The 20,900-nt window shown below is 35.2% G+C and carries 19 protein-coding genes, 1 pseudogene and 2 riboswitches; of the genes and pseudogenes, 2 read left to right on the top strand and 18 right to left on the bottom strand.

The annotated features are described in order from the left end of the window. Nucleotides 1-79: 79 nt before the first annotated feature. A riboswitch (cobalamin riboswitch) is annotated at nucleotides 80-272 on the bottom strand. 111 nt (nucleotides 273-383) lie between these two features. Continuing rightward, a riboswitch (SAM riboswitch) is annotated at nucleotides 384-492 on the bottom strand. 92 nt (nucleotides 493-584) lie between these two features. From KDN24_RS01595 to KDN24_RS01580, 4 genes are all read right to left on the bottom strand, one after another. After that, nucleotides 585-1,061, bottom strand: a complete 477-nt coding sequence (locus KDN24_RS01595; RefSeq protein ID WP_409974951.1) for a GyrI-like domain-containing protein — start codon at nucleotides 1,059-1,061, stop codon at nucleotides 585-587. A gap of 106 nt (nucleotides 1,062-1,167) precedes the next feature. After that, entirely contained in the window at nucleotides 1,168-2,364 is a 1,197-nt protein-coding gene (gene oxdD, locus KDN24_RS01590) for an oxalate decarboxylase (RefSeq protein ID WP_409974950.1), read from the bottom strand. Between the two features lie 201 nt (nucleotides 2,365-2,565). Further along, nucleotides 2,566-2,805: a hypothetical protein gene (locus KDN24_RS01585; RefSeq protein WP_409974949.1), complete on the bottom strand. Its 240-nt coding sequence runs from the start codon at nucleotides 2,803-2,805 to the stop codon at nucleotides 2,566-2,568. 8 nt (nucleotides 2,806-2,813) lie between these two features. Next, a complete protein-coding gene (locus tag KDN24_RS01580) occupies nucleotides 2,814-3,149 on the bottom strand; it encodes a sigma factor (protein ID WP_491348262.1) in 336 nt (111 codons plus the stop codon). Nucleotides 3,150-3,267: 118 nt separating this feature from the next. Between KDN24_RS01580 and KDN24_RS01575 the strand changes: the two genes are divergently transcribed. Both KDN24_RS01575 and KDN24_RS01570 read left to right on the top strand, forming a co-directional pair. After that, nucleotides 3,268-3,570 carry a glycerophosphodiester phosphodiesterase family protein gene (locus KDN24_RS01575; protein ID WP_409974947.1) on the top strand — a complete coding sequence of 101 codons (303 nt, stop codon included), beginning with the start codon at nucleotides 3,268-3,270 and terminating at the stop codon, nucleotides 3,568-3,570. A gap of 112 nt (nucleotides 3,571-3,682) precedes the next feature. Further along, nucleotides 3,683-3,826, top strand: a complete 144-nt coding sequence (locus tag KDN24_RS01570) for a hypothetical protein (RefSeq protein ID WP_409974946.1) — start codon at nucleotides 3,683-3,685, stop codon at nucleotides 3,824-3,826. A 449-nt stretch (nucleotides 3,827-4,275) separates the two neighbouring features. Here the strand turns inward: KDN24_RS01570 and KDN24_RS01565 are convergent, their stop codons facing one another. From KDN24_RS01565 to KDN24_RS01500, 14 genes and pseudogenes are all read right to left on the bottom strand, one after another. Continuing rightward, a complete protein-coding gene (locus KDN24_RS01565) occupies nucleotides 4,276-5,808 on the bottom strand; it encodes a multicopper oxidase family protein (RefSeq protein ID WP_409975417.1) in 1,533 nt (510 codons plus the stop codon). A 634-nt stretch (nucleotides 5,809-6,442) separates the two neighbouring features. Continuing rightward, nucleotides 6,443-7,015: a hypothetical protein gene (locus KDN24_RS01560; protein ID WP_409974945.1), complete on the bottom strand. Its 573-nt coding sequence runs from the start codon at nucleotides 7,013-7,015 to the stop codon at nucleotides 6,443-6,445. Between the two features lie 106 nt (nucleotides 7,016-7,121). After that, entirely contained in the window at nucleotides 7,122-8,357 is a 1,236-nt protein-coding gene (locus tag KDN24_RS01555; protein ID WP_409974944.1) for a CPBP family intramembrane glutamic endopeptidase, read from the bottom strand. A gap of 164 nt (nucleotides 8,358-8,521) precedes the next feature. Next, nucleotides 8,522-8,869, bottom strand: a complete 348-nt coding sequence (locus tag KDN24_RS01550) for a VOC family protein (protein ID WP_409975416.1) — start codon at nucleotides 8,867-8,869, stop codon at nucleotides 8,522-8,524. Nucleotides 8,870-8,989: 120 nt separating this feature from the next. After that, nucleotides 8,990-9,595: a YgaN family protein gene (locus KDN24_RS01545; RefSeq protein ID WP_409974943.1), complete on the bottom strand. Its 606-nt coding sequence runs from the start codon at nucleotides 9,593-9,595 to the stop codon at nucleotides 8,990-8,992. Nucleotides 9,596-9,805: 210 nt separating this feature from the next. After that, nucleotides 9,806-10,204, bottom strand: a complete 399-nt coding sequence (locus KDN24_RS01540) for a VOC family protein (RefSeq protein ID WP_409974942.1) — start codon at nucleotides 10,202-10,204, stop codon at nucleotides 9,806-9,808. A 59-nt stretch (nucleotides 10,205-10,263) separates the two neighbouring features. Then, on the bottom strand, nucleotides 10,264-10,950 hold the full coding sequence (locus KDN24_RS01535) for an MBL fold metallo-hydrolase (protein ID WP_409974941.1): 687 nt from the start codon (nucleotides 10,948-10,950) through the stop codon (nucleotides 10,264-10,266). Nucleotides 10,951-11,183: 233 nt separating this feature from the next. Further along, nucleotides 11,184-12,404 carry a dicarboxylate/amino acid:cation symporter gene (locus KDN24_RS01530; RefSeq protein WP_409974940.1) on the bottom strand — a complete coding sequence of 407 codons (1,221 nt, stop codon included), beginning with the start codon at nucleotides 12,402-12,404 and terminating at the stop codon, nucleotides 11,184-11,186. Between the two features lie 106 nt (nucleotides 12,405-12,510). Next, nucleotides 12,511-13,458 carry a carbamate kinase gene (gene arcC, locus KDN24_RS01525; RefSeq protein WP_409974939.1) on the bottom strand — a complete coding sequence of 316 codons (948 nt, stop codon included), beginning with the start codon at nucleotides 13,456-13,458 and terminating at the stop codon, nucleotides 12,511-12,513. A gap of 33 nt (nucleotides 13,459-13,491) precedes the next feature. Next, complete coding sequence (locus tag KDN24_RS01520) at nucleotides 13,492-14,346, bottom strand: oxamate carbamoyltransferase subunit AllH family protein (RefSeq protein ID WP_409974938.1); 855 nt, start codon at nucleotides 14,344-14,346, stop codon at nucleotides 13,492-13,494. Then, nucleotides 14,339-15,556 carry a YlbE family protein gene (locus tag KDN24_RS01515; protein ID WP_409975415.1) on the bottom strand — a complete coding sequence of 406 codons (1,218 nt, stop codon included), beginning with the start codon at nucleotides 15,554-15,556 and terminating at the stop codon, nucleotides 14,339-14,341. The genes KDN24_RS01520 and KDN24_RS01515 overlap by 8 nt, the downstream gene beginning before the upstream one ends. A gap of 108 nt (nucleotides 15,557-15,664) precedes the next feature. Beyond that, nucleotides 15,665-17,290 (bottom strand): annotated as a pseudogene (gene fdrA / locus KDN24_RS01510) (acyl-CoA synthetase FdrA); the annotation flags it as partial. 263 nt (nucleotides 17,291-17,553) lie between these two features. After that, on the bottom strand, nucleotides 17,554-18,777 hold the full coding sequence (locus KDN24_RS01505; protein ID WP_409974937.1) for an amidohydrolase family protein: 1,224 nt from the start codon (nucleotides 18,775-18,777) through the stop codon (nucleotides 17,554-17,556). A gap of 24 nt (nucleotides 18,778-18,801) precedes the next feature. Then, nucleotides 18,802-20,169, bottom strand: a complete 1,368-nt coding sequence (locus KDN24_RS01500) for a citrate transporter (protein ID WP_409974936.1) — start codon at nucleotides 20,167-20,169, stop codon at nucleotides 18,802-18,804. Nucleotides 20,170-20,900 lie beyond the last annotated feature (731 nt).

The following is a 20,900-nucleotide window of genomic DNA, read 5'->3' as shown; positions in this document are numbered from 1 at the left end:
TCATACACATGCTAACTAGAGTTGAGACCTTTTGTTTTTCTCAACATGTATTCCTCACTCCCCCCTATACATCCGTAGGTACAAGCGCATACAACAGGCAGGTCTCCTGACTTAGGTTCATTGCTTCTTATCCCTTCCCATTTCAATATGAAACAGTGGTCAAATGATAAGTTGCTCCCCATAACAGTGGCGGGACCGTGCCGGAATTTCACCGGTCTTCCCTTTTAAGCTGAGTAAATGATTCACACAGCACCTGAAGCATTTTGTATGAAATTTTAATAAGAAAAGCATTGAAGCAAGACAATCTCTTAGTTTATGTCTTTCAAAAGACTAAAAACCCCCCTATTTAAAAATAGAGAGGTCTTCATCACCTATGGATTACTCTCTTATTTGTCAAAGCATATGCTTTGCAGGAATTAGCACCTTTTTAACAAATCGTTAAATGGTTGCCGGGCTTCATAGGGCCAGTCCCTCCGCCTCTCTGAATAAGAGTTTTTAATATTTTATAATTTTTTGAATTTGATAATCATATTAGCATGATAAGCGAATGCTGTCAAAAGAGTTTTAAAGAATTAAGCTTTAAATCAACTATTTTTTCGAATCGGGAACATCAAATCCATGACAGTGTGATTATCATCATGACTTTGCTGATAATATTCAATACCGTAAGTGTCAGCTAATTCATATTCTGATCCCTTAACCCAATTGTATAAATGATCATATGCCGTATAGGCTTTATCTCTAGGACCGATATAGGTTGTGCGTGCGTAGGTATTTGCTTGAAATATGAAAGATTCCATGCCGTCGGGAATATCATTGACACTTGAAACTTCAACCCCTGATATCCACTTAAACTTGTCCGTCTTATAATTATAATTGGGAGGGTCTATAAAAATACCAATCGAGTTGTCATTGAGCCTGTTTTTAATCTCTGGAATACGTTTGATGAATGCTTCAAATAATGTTGGGATGTTTCTCTGTTCTCGTTCATCACTAAGAAGCGTTTCTAATGTCATTCCTATTACTTTAAATGATTCTTTTTCAATAATCAGCGTTTCCATTTGTTTCTCCCCCATTCTATTTTGTTCTAATAGGGACATTTGACAAATACTTATGAAATCCTTCTACAAAATTGATAAAATTGAATATTTTGGAATAAAGTCCAGTTTATTTATCTTTTTTTGGATAGTAGGAAAACCCGGGATATTTAACAACAGGCCATTTCTCCTTGCGTAGTGAGTCTATTAATTCTGATCCAATATTCAAGTTACTCTTAACTAATTCTTTAGGAGTTAATGCCATCCATTGATTCAGAGACACGTCTTCAAAGCGGTTGCTTTTAAACATCTCTAAAAACCATAATGTTTCATTACCGGTGTTTTGAATATAGTGTCCAGTAGCAAATGGTACATATCCGACATCACCAGCTCTGTAATCAAAAGTACGCGCCGCACCATTTCCAGCAAACACAGTCATTCGCCCTTCTCCGGTCAAATAATACTGCCACTCGTCTTTATTAGGATGCCAATGAAGTTCTCTCATTGCACCTGGTTCAATCTCAACGAGAGCTGCAGCGATTGTTTTTGATATCGGAAAGTTAGAGGAGTCCACAATTCGAACACTACCACCAGGCGTTTTCATTGGTGTTTGTTTCAACAGCTCATGCTTGAAAGTTAAAGGAACTTCTCCGTAAGGTGACTGGACTTCTTGATTTTCCAATGTACCTGGCACCTCCCCCTGATAGATATATACTTGTTCAGAAGGAATGGAGTTAAAAGCACTCTCTGGTACTCCGAAATTGGCAGACAGAGCATCTTTTGGGGTATGTGCTAACCAATCAGAAATGGATAAGGTAGAAAGATCAGAAAAGTTGCCATCATCGAAGACAAGCAGAAATTCACAATGTTCCAACCCTTGAATCGAATGTGGGATACCTGGAGGAAAATACCAAAGATCGCCTGGGCCAACGTCGGCGATGAAATTTCGACCTTGCTGGTCAACTGCAGTTATACGCGCCCGACCTAACAGCATATAAGACCATTCTGCTTGTTTATGCCAATGGAGTTCACGTACTCCGCCAGCCGTTAAACTCATATTTACTCCTGCAAGGGTTGTGGCGATAGGAAGTTCCCTTATGGTGATCTCGCGAGACCATCCCCCGTGATCTAATTTCATAGAAGTATCTGAGAATGAAAATTTCAGGTTCGGGAGCAAGCCTGCATCTGTAATTGGCGGGACGAGCATATTTGGATTTTGAAGATCCCGCATAATATTCCGCGGTCCGGAGTCAACCCCTCCGGCTCCATCACTTCGGATCGGTTGAGGCACATTCCCAGTTGCTTGATTCATTGTTCGGTTTTTCATCACTACGCTCCTCTTTTAAGGGATTATTGAGGGAAAATTCTTTTTCATAGTGTATGACTTGGGCTTAGAATGGTTACTGTGCCTATTGGAAACTAAGTTTTTTACAAATCAAATTGTGACAAATATAAAAAAATCAGTGCCTATGAGTCAGCACTGAAATGATAGTAAACCACTAAAGTAAAGTTATTCCATTCACAGCAGTTAATTTCCTTCCTGTTCTCTTATCTTTTCGTCTAAGTCTAGTTCGATTATTTCATTAGTATGAATGTATTCCTGATTTCTTTCCTTATAACTAACTGGAATAATTTTAATCTTACCGCCTTTTAATGCCACAAAACGATTATAGTTTAAATAGTGGGATTGTTGTCCATTTAACGCTTGTATTCCTTCTCCTTGTTCATTCTCTATTTTAAAGAACACATCCTCAGAAATATTCGTCATTTTATAGACTATTCGGCTCTATTGGGATCTACTAACATATAGTCTTCTAATTCACGTTGAAGTAGAAATTTTTTATATTGTCGTTGATAATCAATCGCCTTGTACTTTGTAATAGCGGCGATCCAGTTTTTCAATGAATTTTTATCCTTGTTGTAAGAAGTAATGTTTTGCCAAACTAAGAGGAGTACATCATCAAAGCATTCATCTTGAATGATTTCTAAATTGCCTAAGTATTTCTTGGTAATCGCCTTGATGATCCCTCCATACTGATCAACTATATAAAATAGTGCTTTTTCATTCTTTGCGATCAATTGCTCCACTACATTGTCTTCTATAATTTTCATTTTCTACCTCCAAAAAGGGCCATTCTATTGTTATTACGGAAGTACATGGGGGATATCTATCAAAATATGAAAAATTCTTTTTTAAACCATAGGCTTAGTTAAGAACAAAGTTGATCTTTTGCACCTATTGATTGGAGCTGAAATCATTTATCCACCTGAGCACCCTTATTTAGAAAATACAATTCCTTCTATGAAAGCAGCATTTGATCATGGTGCAGACATAGTGGAATTAGATATTCAGTTAACGAAGGATCAAATATTAGCTGTTTTTCATGATTACACTTTAGAGTATCGGACAGATGGGAAAAGTGAACTGAAGGACATTTTGATAGCAAGTCCTCGGGGATTTGTTCTTCAACATCACTTTGAAGGACATTTTACTTGCAATTCCTCGAGAGTTTGTCCTTCAGTATCACTTTGAAGGACATTTTGACTGCCATTCCTCGGGGGTTTGTCCTTCAGCATCACTTTGAAGGACATTTTGACTGCCATTCCTCGAGAGTTTGTCCTTCAACATCACTTTGAAGGACATTTTGACTGCCATTCCACAAGGATTTGTCCTTCAACATCACCATGAAGATTATATGATGAATAAATTGAAGAAACTAGATATTGGCTATCAATATACAGCTGATAATGGAAAAAGTTATCCATTTCGTGGCAAAGGCTTGGTATGATGCCGTGTTTGTGGCTTTTCCTAATATGGAGCTACATTTACCCTTAAATTATGCGAAGTACTTATGGGGTTGCCCAATAAATTTATTGGTAGAATGGAATCAGTTAATACGTGTGTCGTAATCGTAGAGGGAAATGGGAAATGGTCAGAAGGGTTCGATACAAAAGAAAGCCTTGAAAAAATTCCAGAAGGATATCAGGGGTATATATGGACAAATAGGATAGATAAAATTACTAAATAACTTTCTAGATATGATTCATCCAAGACAAAGTGTGTTTTTTATTTTAAAAAAATAGTCAAGATCGAAGGGAAATCAGGTGAAATGCTTGGTTATCCTTCGGCTAATAAAACCACATTAGGTGTCGGGTCTAATGTGGTTCATAGCTCTTATTTTTGTCCTTTTTGATAGATCCTAAGATTTTTTAAGAAAAAAAACATTTTCCTAGTCTATTATCGAATAATAATATACGGTCTCATCATTTCATAATCCTCATGCTCCAAGATATGACAATGCCATACATACAACCCTGTGTATGGACCAAACTTCATGATTATTCGAGTAACTTGCTGAGGATTAGCTCGAACGGTATCTTTCCATCCTTCTTCTTGTGGCTCTGGAGAAGTCGCCGGACCCGTATATTGGATAATTTTATCTTTCTTATATGTTTCTACATCGAAATCTCTCCGGTCTAAGACTTGAAAATCAATTAAGTGAAGATGAATCGGGTGTGAGTCTTTTGTCAAGTTAAGTAAATACCATACTTCGGTCGAATCCAATTTTGGATTTTCTGTTATAGGAGCATCCCATTGTTTATTATCTAATAGCATAAATTCACGACCATACTGATCCATATTGTCATTTAATGTTAAGTATCGTACCTTTGCTGCTGATTGTTCCTTTATTTTAGGAAAAGGGATCATAAAAGCCGGAATAGCACTCGTATCCACATTAGACAACGGCAGAGTCACTCTAAATTGCATGACTGTACCAGTGTTTTCATTAACCGGATCTCCCCTGGGAAAAGGAACGGGGGCATCATTTGTCACGACAATATTCTTTCCTTCAAGATTTGTAAAATCAATGATAACCTCAACTCGTTCTGCAGGTGCTAACACGATTTCTTTTATTCCTATAGGGTACTGCATGAATCCACTATCCGTCGCAATTTGATACATCAGTTGTCCTGAATCAAGCTTAATCCTAAAGAAACGCGTGTTGGACGCATTTAGCAGCCTAAATCGATATTTACGTGGTTCCACTTTCAAAAAGGGATGTACTTTGCCATTCACGATAATGGTATCCCCAATAAACTCAGGTACGATAGACGTTTTTAAACTCGGAATTGGTTTATCCGGCTGCTTCGGGTAATAAAGCGAACCATCCTTATTAAAAGTCTTATCTTGAAACATAAGAGGGATCTCATATTTCCCACTTGGTAAATTCAATAAACGTTCCTGTTGGTCTCTGACAAGATAGAATCCTGCCAATCCAGCATACACATTAAGCCTCGTGATTCCGAGGGTATGGTCATGATACCAAAGGGTGCAGGCACTATTACAATTATCATATTGATATACTTGCTTTCTAAAAAAACGACCGACTTGTTTGAATCCCCTAGTAAACCAAGCCTCCGGGTATCCGTCACTTTCCCATTCAACACAAGCACCGTGTACATGTACAACCGTTCTTACATCAGGCACATCCTTGTGAGCGCCATGAACCGTATAATCGATAGGGAAGAGATGTTTGTCTGGAAGATTATTGTTCCATTTAATAAACACTTTTTCTCCACTTTCAACATCAATTGTAGGTCCGGGGTATCCGCCTTCGAATCCCCAAACAGTGGTGTCATCTAGCTCACTATGAAATGAATGCTTGAATTGAGTCATATTTACTTCGTAATAAGTGGAAAACTGATCTTTCCGTCGAGGTTTTAAAATAGGTGGAATAGGGAGTTCATCTTTAAATTTAGAGAGAATTATTTTTGAAGGATTTTGTTCCTTACTAAGATTGGTATATGGTTTGGAAAAATTGTTCAAATTATGGGAAACGCCATCTTTATTATTCACTCACATCCATCCTTTTCTTACTCATTCAAACTTCTGTTTTTACTAATCATCACCCATTCAGATTGCAAAATTTTCACAAGGTTAATCGCCATTCCCTCTATACTGTTTTTAAATTATGCATGATGGGCTTGGTCGGATACAAATAGCAGAATACAGTTGCAATAATATTCGGTCACAACTGTAAAATGGAAAGGATTTAAAAGCCACAAAGGAGCTTTGACTTTCTGTCATATTGGTTTCATTTATTAACTTACTACAATAAAAAAACTCTGCCCCGTTAAGAGCAGAGTTACAAGCAGCCTTTTGTATGATTAGGATAGTTAGATATTTCAGAAAAAAGGCTGTCAATACTTTCTCTACAGCCTTTTCCACAATTTTCGTGATTTCCATTTGTTGCTTGTTTGTCCTTTACTCCCACCAATGCTTCATTTCACTGAAACCAACATCCCAAAGCTTAGCGTTCCCGGAAACGATAATTGTAATTTCATTTACCTCGTCAAACGGTCTGTATGAGGTGCAGCATAATTTAGAAAGGATAAGATGAGTCTTATTGTTTTTTACGCCAGATTAAATCTTCGTTTAGATAATTATGTGTTGCACCTTCAGGATATCCAAAATAATAAAGCGTCTCACCTTCTTCATTAGTCGCTACTGCATTCAGGAAGTCAATTTGCATACTAAAAGGAAAAAGAAAGTGAATTCGTTCCCCTTCTTTAATACTTTTCCTTACTTGATTATCTTCTTTCCCTGCTTCAATGTATGCTACTTCATCATCATAAGACTCAACAACTAGTAGAGAAAACTCATCATTTTTACTTGTAACACTCATTCCACCAATTGTTCGAACTGGATTTGTGGTCATGGGTATAAAAGTTGAAAAGCTACTATAATACAAAAAAACTGTTCTTTCAGTTAAAACTGTTCGGTATATCCCTTCCTTCTCATTTTTATATAAAAAAATCTGTGACTTTCCTGTATCAAATTTGTCAACTAATTCATCATCTTTTGTTAAGAAACTATGATTATTTGCAGCACTTATCGCGGTAAATCTATACCCACTTATAAAAAGAATAAATATAATTACAAATAATAATGGTATTATAGATCTTAATTTTTTCATTTAGAGTAACCCAATCCTTTCATTACTCTTAGTTCAATTAACCTGCTCGAAATATAAGTAGAATCTTTTCAAAAGCACAATCTATCATTACCACAATCCCTATTTGTTATTTGTAAACAGGTTTACTATCCTCATTCCTCATTGAATTTGCGGTTAATATGTTATCTTTATTGCTTGAAGTTCCATTCTCGTGCTGAATTAAAATAATGGAGATAAACACAATTACCCATATTACATTTACAAATGAATTATTAGAAAAATCAACAAATAAAAAGAAAGGAAGTCCATAATCATTCAATGTGTGTACGATAATCGGTATCCATAAATTTTTTGTTATGACATATAGATAAATAAATATTTGCCCCATTAAAAATAACCCAAAAAGACGATTAATAGCCATTGCATAATCTAATTGGTCAAAGCCACCAAAACCTGTTATTGTATGAACAAAAGCAAATAATACCGAGCTTATTAGCATAGCGAGAAAGATGGCATGCCTTTTTTTCAAGTAATTTGATAATAGTATAACAAGTAGAACTGGTAAAAAAAGTCTAAACATTGCTTCCTCATAGAGAGCAACCCCAAATACCAACCCTATAAATGAACCAACTAAATTTAAAACGCCTATTTCTGCTATCAAACTAGAAATGGGTTGGTTTGAAAGCAGTTCTACTCCAAGAACAAAACCATTAGAAATAAAATAAATAATTAATAAATAGAAAAATCCTACTTTTATTTTATCTAAATGGACTACCTCATGAATCACCCTCTTGAATAAACTAGATGGGAAGATTAAAAATAATACAAATGAAACGATTAGAAAAGAACTTGCATTTATTAACAAGTTAAAATCTAATAAACCGTATGAATATTCCCATAATTCTTCAGTTGCATTCTCTATTGGTGTCTTATATGTTTGTAAAAATAGACTGAAAAAAATGAAAAAAATAACAATTGATGACAGAGACATGATAACACTTTTATTGCTTGCTTTTTGATTAAACGTAACTTTACCTGTTAATTTTAATAGAATGAAGCTCCATAAAATACAGGCTAGGAAATTTGCAAAAATAGAAAATAGAGTATAGTTATCCTTTAAAAGATTGCCCAGTATCGTTGAAATCATAGGTGTTAAACAGAATAAGATAATTGGAAAAGTGAATGAAATAAAGCCTTTTAATCTTTTTGTAAAATGGAAATATAATAAATATAATCCAATAAACAAGAAGATTAAATCGTTGCTAATTTCATGATATTGTTTAAAGATAGTCGTTTCTAAAACAAAAGCATTTATTAATAGAGATACTAAAATACCTCCTAAAACCCAATAAATATTTTTCAATGTCCAGACTCCCCTTAAATCATTGTGCAATTAATATTATTCTACTATATTATAACAATTAATGGTAAAGTATCCAATTGTCTGTCTATTAATTACATTCAAATTGAAAAAATATTTATTTTTAAAATCCTGTTTGTGCAACAAAATATGTTAATGACAACACGTTATTTCTCCCATAGCTCAACCAGTCTACCTTCAGGATCTTCAATCCAAATAAACTTACCAAATTCACTAATCTCTTTTTCCCTTACAAGAGGTACACCAATTTGTTCAAGATGCTTAATAGTCTCGTTTAGACTATAAACTTGAAAATTTAACATCACTTGCTGTTCTGTTGGGAAATAACTGTCATCTTCAGGAAAGAAAGAAAAGATCGTTTCATTTCCTGAATGGGGTTTAATAATAATCCCATTCCAATTTTCTATTTCAATCTTCAACACTTCACTGTACCATTTCTTTATAGCATCTAGATTTTTAGTCCTCCAAAATATTCCCCCGAAACCTTTTATCATCATAATTTTCTTCCTCACTCCTCTAATTTCATTAATTTTTCGATTAGAATAGAAATTCAAGAAATAAAAATAAAATCCTTCTTCATCCATCCTGCCACGTTGATTTAAGGTTATTTTCTCTTACTTATCAGTCCATAATACTCTGAATAGAAGTGCAAGCTCAGCTTCTTTAATACCCTGGGGTAGTTCTCCATTTTCACTTCCAACAGAACGTAATCTGTTTTGAGTAGTTCCTAGCCACGCAGCTAAATAAACCGGTTTATTTTTCTCTAAAGTAACTTTTTCTCCTACTAGCTTACTGAATGAAGAAGATGTCATGTTATTTGGATACATCGTTGTAGCAAGCCCAGAAGGTATACCAGCTATCAGTTTTAAAGAATGATCTTCGTCCAGACTGTTACTTATTCCAAAAGAAATGAAGCTGTCTTTAAATTTTTCATTCGGTTCATTTGAAGTGGTTAGCAACTCTTCTTTAAGTTTTCCATTTACATATTCCTCCACAGCAAATTGAAGATCATCCTCTTCCTTCAAAGCGCCTTCCATTTTAAAAAATTCAATTTGCTCTACACCTGTTTTACTAATGAGCAAGCTTTCTTTTTCACTTAAGTCATATGGTTCAATAGTTATTTTCGCATTTGATGAGTGTTTTTCCTTATCTACAGCTGCATACCCTGTTAACATCAAGGTGAAAGTGATAAACAAACAACGCCCTTTAAAGTATCGCATTTTTCAATCCCCTTATTTAGTCACTGTTTCATTATTATTTCAACTTACCCCCATTTTTGCAATAAGTTAGCGAAACTTCCAATACAAGTAAATATAATCATGCTTGATTGTTTAATTTAATGAAGGTGTTTTATCGATCATATTTATCCTGAGAACATGACAAATAATTAAAGCACGGAAAATTTTTTCCGTGCCTTTCCAAACATATATTTATTTCGGAAGATTTAGTTGCCATGAGACACCGAACCGATCATTCAGCCAGCCAAACTTCTTACTGAAACCATAGTCACCTAGCGGCATAAGAGCTTGCCCATCTATGATGAGTTTCTCATAAAGATTGTCAAGCTCTTCTTCAGTATCACATGTAACAAAAATGGAGAATGAAGGAGTAAAGGAAAACTGATGCTTCACATTACTATCAATACACATAAATTCTTGCCCTTTTAAGGTAAAAGTAGCCTGCATGACAGTTCCTTCATCTCCAATTTCATTCGCTCCATAGCGAACAATACTTGTTATTTCTGAATCGTCGATGATTGATATGTAATGATTCATCGCTTCTTCTGCCTTGCCATCTTGAAACATTAAGAATGGTGTAACCTTTTCCATATAAATCAACTCCTTAAATATAAATAATAATACATCCAAACAATTCTAGTACTGGCTAGTTATAAAGTAAATTTCCCACCATGATAGCAATAATACGCTTCAGCCTTTAAATTTTTAATTTTTCTTAAAGACTGTTGCGCCTTCTCAACATTTAAACAAAAGTGTGGATTAGCAATGACCAATTCATGATTCTCATGAACAGCTGCATCACCTGTAATTACACTTTTTAAACTTGGAAAATATAATGAAATATGCCCTGAAGTATGGCCTGGTGTTGCTACTACTCTGCATTTGTTATCTAAAATCATATCACCATCATGTACCTTTTCATCAATTAGAACATGCTTCAAATTCTTTAATTGCTGTATAAACCATTTACCAAATTCAATTTCTTCCTTTGGCATATTTTCTAGCATTTCTTCCGCTTGAACCAATCTCTCTGACTTCATTTCACCACTAATATATTTTGATTCAATTTCACTAGCTATAATGTTAATCCAAGGATACTTTTCTTTAAAATCATATAAGGAACCTATATGATCATCATCATAGTGAGTAATGATTATATTCTTTAAATTCTTTATTTCATATCCTTTTTTTAAAATTTCATTTTCAATTAAAGGTAAAAAATTTGTATATCCTGTATCGACCAAGGTTAATTCATTATTCAATATAATTAAGCTAGGATAAAGGTAATTTTTTTGTCCATTAAATTCAAACTCAATTGGTAGTTCTAATATCTTCATTTTCCTTCCTCCAAATTCTCTTCTTCTAATTTTATTCTAAAACTTTATTTTGAATTCTTTCATCTATTAAAAAATGTTAGTGTATTGGTCCTTTTGTTTTGTTTATTCTTATTGAATTCAACTATATATTATAGTAAGAAAAAAAGGAATGCCTCTAAAATTGAGACATTCCTTTAGATTATCTAGAGACATCTTACTTTTAACAGCGTACAACTTACTTAATATAAGGTCATTTATTGATTAAAAACTTCATAATCAATTTCATTTTCACTTTTAGCAACAACAAGTGCACTTAAAGTATCAGAATCAACGTTTAAAATGGTACGTAACATTCCAATAAACCATTCTACGCCAGCAAATAAAGCGATACTCTCCATTGGTAATCCCAATTGTGGAACGACAATCGATAATGATACTAATCCCGCACCTGGTACAACAGCATTTGCAAGGGATGCTAAAGTAGCTAAAATAACAATATAAAAGTATTCTCCACCAGAATAAGAAATTCCAGCAATCTGTGAAATAGTGACTAATGTAATGGCCATATGCATGGCCGACCCGTTACTATTCAAAGACATTCCTAGTGGAAGAACTAATTTAGTAATTCTCTCTCCGATTCCAAGCTTCTCCTGTGCATCCTTTAAAGCAATAGGCAGGGTAACAGCAGAGGATGTCGTAGTTAATGCCATAACAGACATTTGGGTCATATTTTTGATTAGTTTAACCATACTTACTTTACAATATAATGATACAAATAGAAACCATAGAAATAGAAATATAAAAGTTGCTAAACAATAAATTAATAGGTACTTTGCCAATGGAAGTAAAACTTGAAAACCCATACTACCGATAGTAGAGGCGATGATAAAAAATATTCCCACTGGTGCAACCTTCATAATTAAGGTAACCAATTTTAATATGACTGAATTAAACTGTATTGTTCCTTGAAAAATTTTATTTTCTTTGTCATCTAGCCTTACATAACTTAATGCTAGTCCAAAAATAATTGCAAAAACAATAACTTGTACGATGGATCCTTGCGCCATAGAGCTAATGATATTTGTAGGGAAAAAATTGAGAATCGTATCTTCTATAGAACTAGCTTGACCCATTTCTGGCAGTGGACTGTCTGAGAGTAAAGTTGAATCAATCCCTTTCCCTATTTTAAATAGCAGTCCTATTACCATACCAAAAAAGGCAGCTAGGAAAGATGTAAAGATAAAAACAAAGACCGTTTTTAATCCTAATTTCCCCAATTTCTTTGGGTTTAAACCACCAACAGCTTCAATAATCTGTCCCATGACTAGTAAAATAATTGACATTTGAATCAACCGTAAGAATATTTTTCCAAAGACATCAATTGATGTCATGAAATTCCCAAAGAATCCACCAAAAAATACGCCAAGAATAGTCGCTAAAATAATCTGAGTGGTTATGTTCATTCTTTTTTTCATATTTTTCTCCTAATAAGGGTGCGTTGGGTAATATTGATCAAACTTTTTCAGATTTACAATCTATTTATTGGCTTCTTGCCTACCCAGGAACTAAACAATTTAATAATTAATAGCTGCTATTCTTTACGACTGTACCAGTAAGCTCATCTTTTAAATTAGCGATATTATCTAATGAAGTAATTACAGCTTTTCCATTTGGGCTGTTTTCCAAGAAATTAACAACAGCCTCTACTTTTGGTAGCATGCTTCCTGCAGCAAATTGATTTTGAGCGATATATTCCTTCAATTCGGAAAGTGCAATGTCCTCAAGCTTCTTCTGATCTTCTTTACCATAATTAATAAATACATAGTCAACACCAGTAAGAATGATTAAGTAGTCTGCTTTTACAAGTTCTGCAAGTTTTGCTGCAGCGAAGTCTTTATCAATTACTGCTTCGACTCCTTTAATTCCTTCTTCAGTTTGAATGACTGGAATACCGCCGCCGCCTGCTGAAATGGTAATATAGCCGTTTTTCACAAGACTTGCCACTAATGGGTATTCAATAATTTCAAATGGTTTTGGTGATGGAACAACTTTACGCCAACCTCTACCTGCATCTTCCATATAGACAGATCCATCATGCTCTGCAGCAGCCTTTGCTTCTTCTTCTGTTAAGAATGGTCCTACTGGCTTTGTAGGATTCTCAAAAGCAGGATCATCTTGATTAACTAAGCATTGCGTAATAATAGATGCTGCCTGCTTATCAATATTCTCCTCTTTCAATGCCTCATTCATCGCATTTTGCAACCAAAATCCGATACTACCTTGAGTCATGGCAACACAGGAATCTAATGGCATTGCAGGATTTATTTCAGAGTCAGCAGCCATTTGTTGGTTCAATAAGTTTCCAACCTGTGGACCATTTCCATGACTTATGACAAGCTCATGTCCTTGCTTTACTAGGGCTACTAGCTTTTTAGCTGTTTCCTTTAATACTAATTTTTGACCTTCTGCTGTGGGGTCATCTGTTAAGATCGCATTCCCACCAAGTGCAACGACGATTTTTTTACCCATCTATATAACAACTCCTAATCTCTTAGTTACTATTTATTTAAGCTTGCCGTTGTTTGCAAACTGGTTTAAAGCTACTTGTATACCAAATAATGTATCGATCCCCGAAGTATGACCGTAAGCTAATATATTGTTCACAATTCTTATTGCTTTCGTCTTTTCAACTGTTACAGATAAATTAATTAGCAAATTTCTAAAACCTTCACTAACATAGCCGTTAAGTAAACAATTTAAATAACTATAACTGACATCCGTTGTTGAATGACTCTTTAAGTAGTCTCTTAGCTCATCTTGCCAAAATGAATGATTTGAAAAGGATGATTCAACCATAATCAAGCCCGAAATAAAATCATCACCACTTGGGGTAAGCCCGATACCTCTACCCAAAAAATGCGCTATACCTCTTTTAATAACCTGCTTATTATCCGATCGTGCATTGATGATTTCTTTGATTAAATCTGATTCAACTACAGAATGAATCACACCTGAATTTTTAATAAAATCCATTTCATTAATAAGTCTGAAAATTTCATTATTTTTAAGAAGATCAATAGGGAGACGATTTAATCGCAAATCTACTTCCAATATCTTATCCAGCTTAATAATCACTTCATAATAAGTAGTATGAATGATGACGTTCCCATCCTGATATAAAACTGAATTCCCTATTTCGATCAATTTCATTATCCGCTCAAGACTATTACTTGGAATATTCACTCCAAAAGCCGACAAAGGTGTTCCAAGAGCGCCGAAATGGACTAATTGCTCTTGAATGACAATGTTAAAGCTGGTTTGAAAAATACTGTGAATTCTCCCTAGCGAGTTTTCAAAAAAAATATGGGGTAAATAATTGCTCTTTACCCCATATTCAACTTCTAATGACTTATTCAACTATAATTCCTAATTTTTCAGCATAAGCTTCTAGTGCTTTTTCGAAACATGCCAGAGGGGCTCTTACTGTACCAGCTCCAATTTGTCCTACTCCTGCTTGCTTATGAGCAATACCCGTATTGATAAGTGGAGTAATTCCTGTTTCCACAACTTTTCTTATATCAATTCCTAAACAAGTTCCTTTAAAATCCCAAGTTGGAATACTCCAGTTAGGATTTTGTGTAATACAGATTTCCGCCATTTCATTTGATACTCTTAATGCATCATCAAAGCCGCCAGCCCCAACAAATCTAGTTACTCCTGGTGCTGCTACCATTGCCATACCGCCAACGCCGACCGTTTCTGTAATCGCGCTATCACCGATATCAGGATTTCCATCTTCTTCTGAATAGCCAGTAAAATATAATCCTTTTGGTGTGTTAACAGGGGCAGTAAACCATTGGTCGCCCATTCCGCTAATACGAACACCAAAGTTTTTACCATTTCTAGTTAAAGTTGTAACAACTGTGCCGCTTTCAATCTTTCTTGCATGGTCCATGATTGCTTTACTTGTTGCCATCATGATATTTAAGAAGAATTGATCTGTATCAGCTAAGAATTGAATAACTTCTTCCTTCGTAGTATCTTCAATATCCAGCTTAACAATAGATGGACTGATTTCTTTTAGGAATACTAGAGATCCCGCAATGTTTCTTTGATGGAATTCGTCCCCCATTGTAATGGCTTTTGCAATCATAACGTTTAGGTTGAGTCCATCACCTTTAAGTTTAATGGCTTGACTTAAAACTGGTCCTAAAACATTTGCCATCCAGTGTAGGCGATCTACTACTTCTTGAGAATAAGCACCGAAACGCAGAACTTTTCCGATTCCTTCATTCATTGTGCAATAACCAACCGTGCCATCTACTTTGTTTTCTACAACTAGCACTGCCATGTTCGCTGAAGTAATACCACCCATCGGTCCAACTGCATGAACATGATGACATGGCATAAACGTAACTTCTCCAGATTCTAGTTGTTTTTTTGCTTCTTCTTCCGTAGATGCCCAACCTTCAAATAATGAAGCCCCTATACATGAACCTTGCATTGGACCGGTCATTTCATCCCATGTGATTGGTGGGCCTGCATGAAGCAATACTTTCCCATTTAGTTCTGGAATGACTGATTTTGCTGATACAACATCAACAAGGAATGGCTGAGAATTCTTCATTCTTTCGATTACTTCTTCGTTTGCTGCGTTGATTTCTGCTTCTTTTTTCTGAATAGCGTTTAAAATCTTGATTAGTTTCTTATTTCCTCCAGCAACAGGCTTCCAATTGAATTGAATGCTTTGACCGCCGTACTTAATGATTGGTTCGTTAAAGCTTTCAAGACCAACATTAATAACCCGAGGCATTGTATTTAATAGCTCATCAACAGATGCGCTTAGTAAAGGTAGAGGATTTTTCTCTTTTGTATAAGGAACAACTGCCTTATCTTCCTCAACTAATTCTTTACCCATGAATTTAAGTGCTAATTGAACAGCTTTTGCATTGCTTTCTTCAATGATGACACCTGCTTCTTCTAAAGTTGCAACTGACTGATTGATGTCTTGTGGATCTTGTTTTGTTCCAACAACCGTTCCAACAAAATGCAAGTCTCTGCCATCCGCTTTTGCTGTTGCAATTGCTTCTTTAATAGCTGGAGCTAATGCAGAAGCCATGTCAGGGTGACTTCCATACCCTAGTACACAGTCAAGTAGGATAACACCAGTTGAAGAATCAGTTGCGTATTCTTTAATTTTATTGACTCTTACTTCAGGATCAATCATTGGATGTGGTTTACCTTGTGTATACATGTCATCACCAAGGTCCATAACTTCAAAACCATGTGACTTCAAGATATAGCCCTCTTGTTTAACCAATCCGCCTAATTCTAATGCTTCAGAAATTAACATTGCTGCTTCAGCTGCTAACGTACCTCCTGAATAAAGTCCTTTTACAGTTTTATCAGATGGTAATGTATGTTCCACATTATGAGCAGCTGGTCCGTAATAATTTGCTTTCACAGGTTGGCCTTTTGCCAAGTCAACAGCAATTCTTGCTGTTTCCTCTAAAGTATGTGCAAGGTATACATTTCCTTCATGGTGATCAGGCTTTTCTCCAAGGAAGATCGCCACTACCGGCTTACTTACATCATGAAGTAATTGAACAACTTCGTTTCTTACTTCTGGAGCTGGTGGCTTAGAAATAACTACGATCACTTCTGTAGCATCATGATGCTCTAAACCTACAATGGCATCCTTCACAGTAATAGCTCCGACTTTATCGCTTAAATCACGACCACCAGTTCCGATTGCGTGAACAACCCCACCGCCTAATTTATCAATCATTGCTGTTACTTCTTGAATACCTGTTCCTGAAGCTCCAACAACGCCAATATTTCCGCGGTTTACTACATTTGTAAACGCCATTGGGATACTAGAAATAATTCCAGTTCCACAATCAGGTCCCATTAGTAATAGGCCTTTTTCATGTGCTTTCTTTTTAAGTCTTACTTCATCTTCAATCGAAATATTATCACTGAAAGAGAAAACGTTTAGATTGTAGTCTAAAGCTCTTTCAATTTCACTAGCTGCATATTCACCAGGAATTGAGAATAAGGCTAAATTCGCATTAGGAAGTGCTTCAAGCGCACTCTGCCAATTTTTCACACTCTTTAAACCGTCTGACTCTTTCGTCACGGAGAGATTATTTAAGAATCGATCAGTTTCTGCTAAAACCTGTTTCACTACAGCTTCATCATCGGTATCAACAACAATCACCATATCGTTACCTTTGGCAGCTTCTGCTTCTGGTGTAAGTAATCCAGAATTTTTAAAAATGTCTTTATTTGCGTCAGTTCCCATCATAATGGAACTTTTATTTACACCTTCTAAGCCATTAACTGAATTTGTTAATAACATTAAATTGATGGAATCTTGATAACTATTTTCTTTAATAATTGTGTGTAGCATAAGTATTCTCCTTTCCATTTCTAGTATTAATCATAAAGTTAAATGAAAGTGTTTCCATCGTGATATGAAGATAAAATTAACTATAGTATCTTATCTCTAATAGATAAAAATAAGTTGTGAGAAAATTTACTTTTTTACATGAATAGGATTTTAAAATTCGAAAAAAGTCTCTAATTGTTCATGCAACAAATAGAGACTCATGGAATTTTTTATTAACGATAAAGTGTTACAATTTTTTCTGTCTTTACTGTTACTCGTCCATTTTTAATGACGAATAATCGTGTTGGTAGATCGATGATGGCATTCGTCACAGATTCTGTATCAAGTAAAACGACATTAGCCGTATTTCCTACTTCAATACCATAATCTTTTATACCAAGGGCTTTAGCTGGATTCGTTGTGATCATTGGTAAAACAGTTGGTAAATCTGCTGCGCCTCCTAAATGTGCTGTCGGAATAGCTAGCATAGCTGTTTGGACAAGATCACCCGTTCCATATGGAGTAAACGCGTTACGAATATTATTTGTCGCGATACACATATTCACTCCGCCATCACGTAATGCACGAATTGGTGTAAGACCGCGGCGAACATTATACTCGTCATTACGTCCACCCATATGAAGATCAGTAGCTGGTAAGGACATAATACTAATTTGAGCTTTAGCTAAATTTTCAATAATTGGTTCTAATTGATTTTTAGGGACTGCACCTAATGCTGTTACGTGTCCTAGTGAAACTTGGCCCTGATAACCTTCTGCAATTGTTTTTTCACAAATATAGTCAATTGTCATTCCTTCTGGATCATCTTTGAAGTCTTGGTGAAAATCAATTGGTTTGCCATATTTCTTCGCTATTTCAAATACCAAATCAATATGTTCTTTTGCAGGAGAATCGTTGTATGGGATTCCTCCTACTACATCAGCTCCAGCTTCCATCGCTTGAAACATCATTTCTTCTGTTCCTGGTGCTTTAAAAATTCCTTCTTGAGGGAAGGCCACGACCTGCATATCAATTAAATCCTTATATTTTTCCTTTAATTCCATAATTGCTTCAAAACCTGTGAAGCCTTGTGCAGGATCAAATTCAGCATGTGTACGAATATGAGTCGTACCGTTTACAACCAACATTTCAATTGTACGTTCTGCTCTGTCAAAAATATCTTCCTTTGTAAATGTTGGCTTTAGCTTTGCCGTAACCTCAATAGCTTCTTTTAAAGTACCAGATTTATTTGGAAGACGGTCAGCAATCAACGCTTTATCCAAATGAATATGACCTTCGATAAATCCAGGAACTAATACTTTGCCATTTGCTTCAATTACTTGCTTCGCAGCTGCATCAATAGTATGTTCAATTGCCACGATTTTACCATCTTTAATTGCAACATCTTGTAATTCTGAACCTTCTTTAAGTTTTGCTTTTTTAATTAGAATATCCATTTTAATTCCCCCCACACAAATTTATTAAACTACAACAAATGATAAAACAAGAAGTAATACGATAGCAGCTCCAACCCATTTACCGTTACCTTTAACTACATCAATAATAGGAAGTCGGAAACCAGCAGATAATGCTTGCATCGTAATATTAACAAAGCTTAATTGACTTCCTAAACCAACACCGATTGTGACAAATCCTATTGCTAAAGGTGAGAAACCTAATGAGATAGCGATAGGCAAAACTAATCCGAGAATGGAACCAACAAATGCACCTGCAGGAATCCCAATTAAAACACCTGCTAATACAGCCGCAGGAACTACTAATGCAAGCGGCGCTTTTCCTGCTGCACCAGCAATAACCGCAAATGCACCAGTGTTACTAATTAGATTGATGAATGCCAAGAAAATACCCACTTGAAATAATCTCGTAAGAATATAAATAGATCCATCAATTAAAGAAGTAGTCGTCTTATTTAAGTCAAATTTCGTGCAGAAAAAGATTAATGCTACCGTTCCGACTGTATAAACAAATGGATTAATAAGTGAATATCCAATTGCTTTATTGATGAATGGACCGACAATAATCGCTAATAGCATGAAGATGGCAGGAATGGTAATTTTAAATAACTGACCATTGCTCATTCCTGCATATTCTTCACTTTCTTCGCTTTTGAATAGGCTTCCTCTCTTTTTCGCTCCATAAAACGCTAAAATTATCGCTAAAACAACAAATAACAAAGTAACCCATCTCATTGTTGCAACATATTCAGCTACTGGGATACCTGATAATTTAGAGACAACACTTGATTCAAGAGACGCAGGTGAAGTTGTAAATGCAGCAGCAGTTGCAATCGACATCGCTGCAATCAATTCAGGAATCGCACCTACAGCAGCAAAGGCTAACGGAGCAATAACCATCGCAGTTCCGCCACCAACACCTGACATATATGTTGCAGCAGCTTGTAGAATAACAATAAAGACAGCCATATATTCATTCTTATTGCCTATTTTACGTCGAACAAGATTTAGAGCAGCAGTGTAACCTCCAGATGCGAACACAGCCATCGCAATAGCTGAGTTTACAACAGGAACAGTGTTAGAAAGCATTTGCGGGATTGTTTTTAAAAACTCTTCGTTAGCCTGTGCAATCCCAATACCACCGATCAGCATAGCTAATGCACCGCCAGCAAGACCAGCAACAAGCATGTCCACTTTCAAGAATAAAAGGACTAAAATTAATATGATTGGAACAATTACTAAAACAGCCTTGAAGCCAGTAGGAGTAGCAATTTCAGGATCGCCAACACCTTCTGCAAATACTTGATATCCAGATATCAGCATAAATAGTATGGCGGCAATTATAGAATAAAGATTACGCTTTTTAAGTGCCATTTAGAGACCTCCATTATTGATGTTTTGATATAAGTTAAAAATGATAATAGTACACCTGTATTCAAGTTTTCTTTAAGAAAAAAAAAGATTAAGAATATTAAATTCATCATAATATAAATATTCTGTACATCATTGGAATTCAAAAATATACTTTAAAAGTATTTTCTAATTAGATTGCATTTATACCACATCGGGCATGGTTCATTACTCGTATATCATTCACAATTAGAAAGATCATCCATTCCCAATAATCTTGAAGCTGCTTCACGAACAACATTTAATTCCCCGGCTACGATGGTCCCATTTCTATAATGATGGCGTCAAATGGTTTCCCCTGTTTCTGCTAGATCTTAAAACGTACTCTCATTTATTTTCTCTTTTAAATATAAAACCTCCGTTCTTTTAAGAATGGTATCTACCTATGAAACAAAGTAAATAAGAGAGTGATCACAAAACTGAGTACTTGAGCAGTGTTTTCAAACGATCAATTGTCATACCAACCATTCTTCATATCATTAAGAAATATCCGCAAGAAATCCAAACTTTTGGGAATAATTTTTATTATGATGATCCAACTTCATTGTAAACGTTATCAATTATATTCGTCATTATCCGCTATGTATAAAGTCTATAGCGGAATTTTATCTCAAAGGGACTAAACTTTTTGTACGTATTTTTATATTTTTTTTAGTTTAGTATAATGTAAACTACTTTTAAGTTAGATAGGAGGG

The organism is Cytobacillus sp. Bva_UNVM-123, from assembly GCF_046351715.2.
Classification (GTDB): domain Bacteria; phylum Bacillota; class Bacilli; order Bacillales; family Cytobacillaceae; genus Cytobacillus.
The sequence above is the reverse complement of the archived record's forward strand: the minus strand, read 5'-3'. Positions and strand labels throughout refer to the sequence as shown.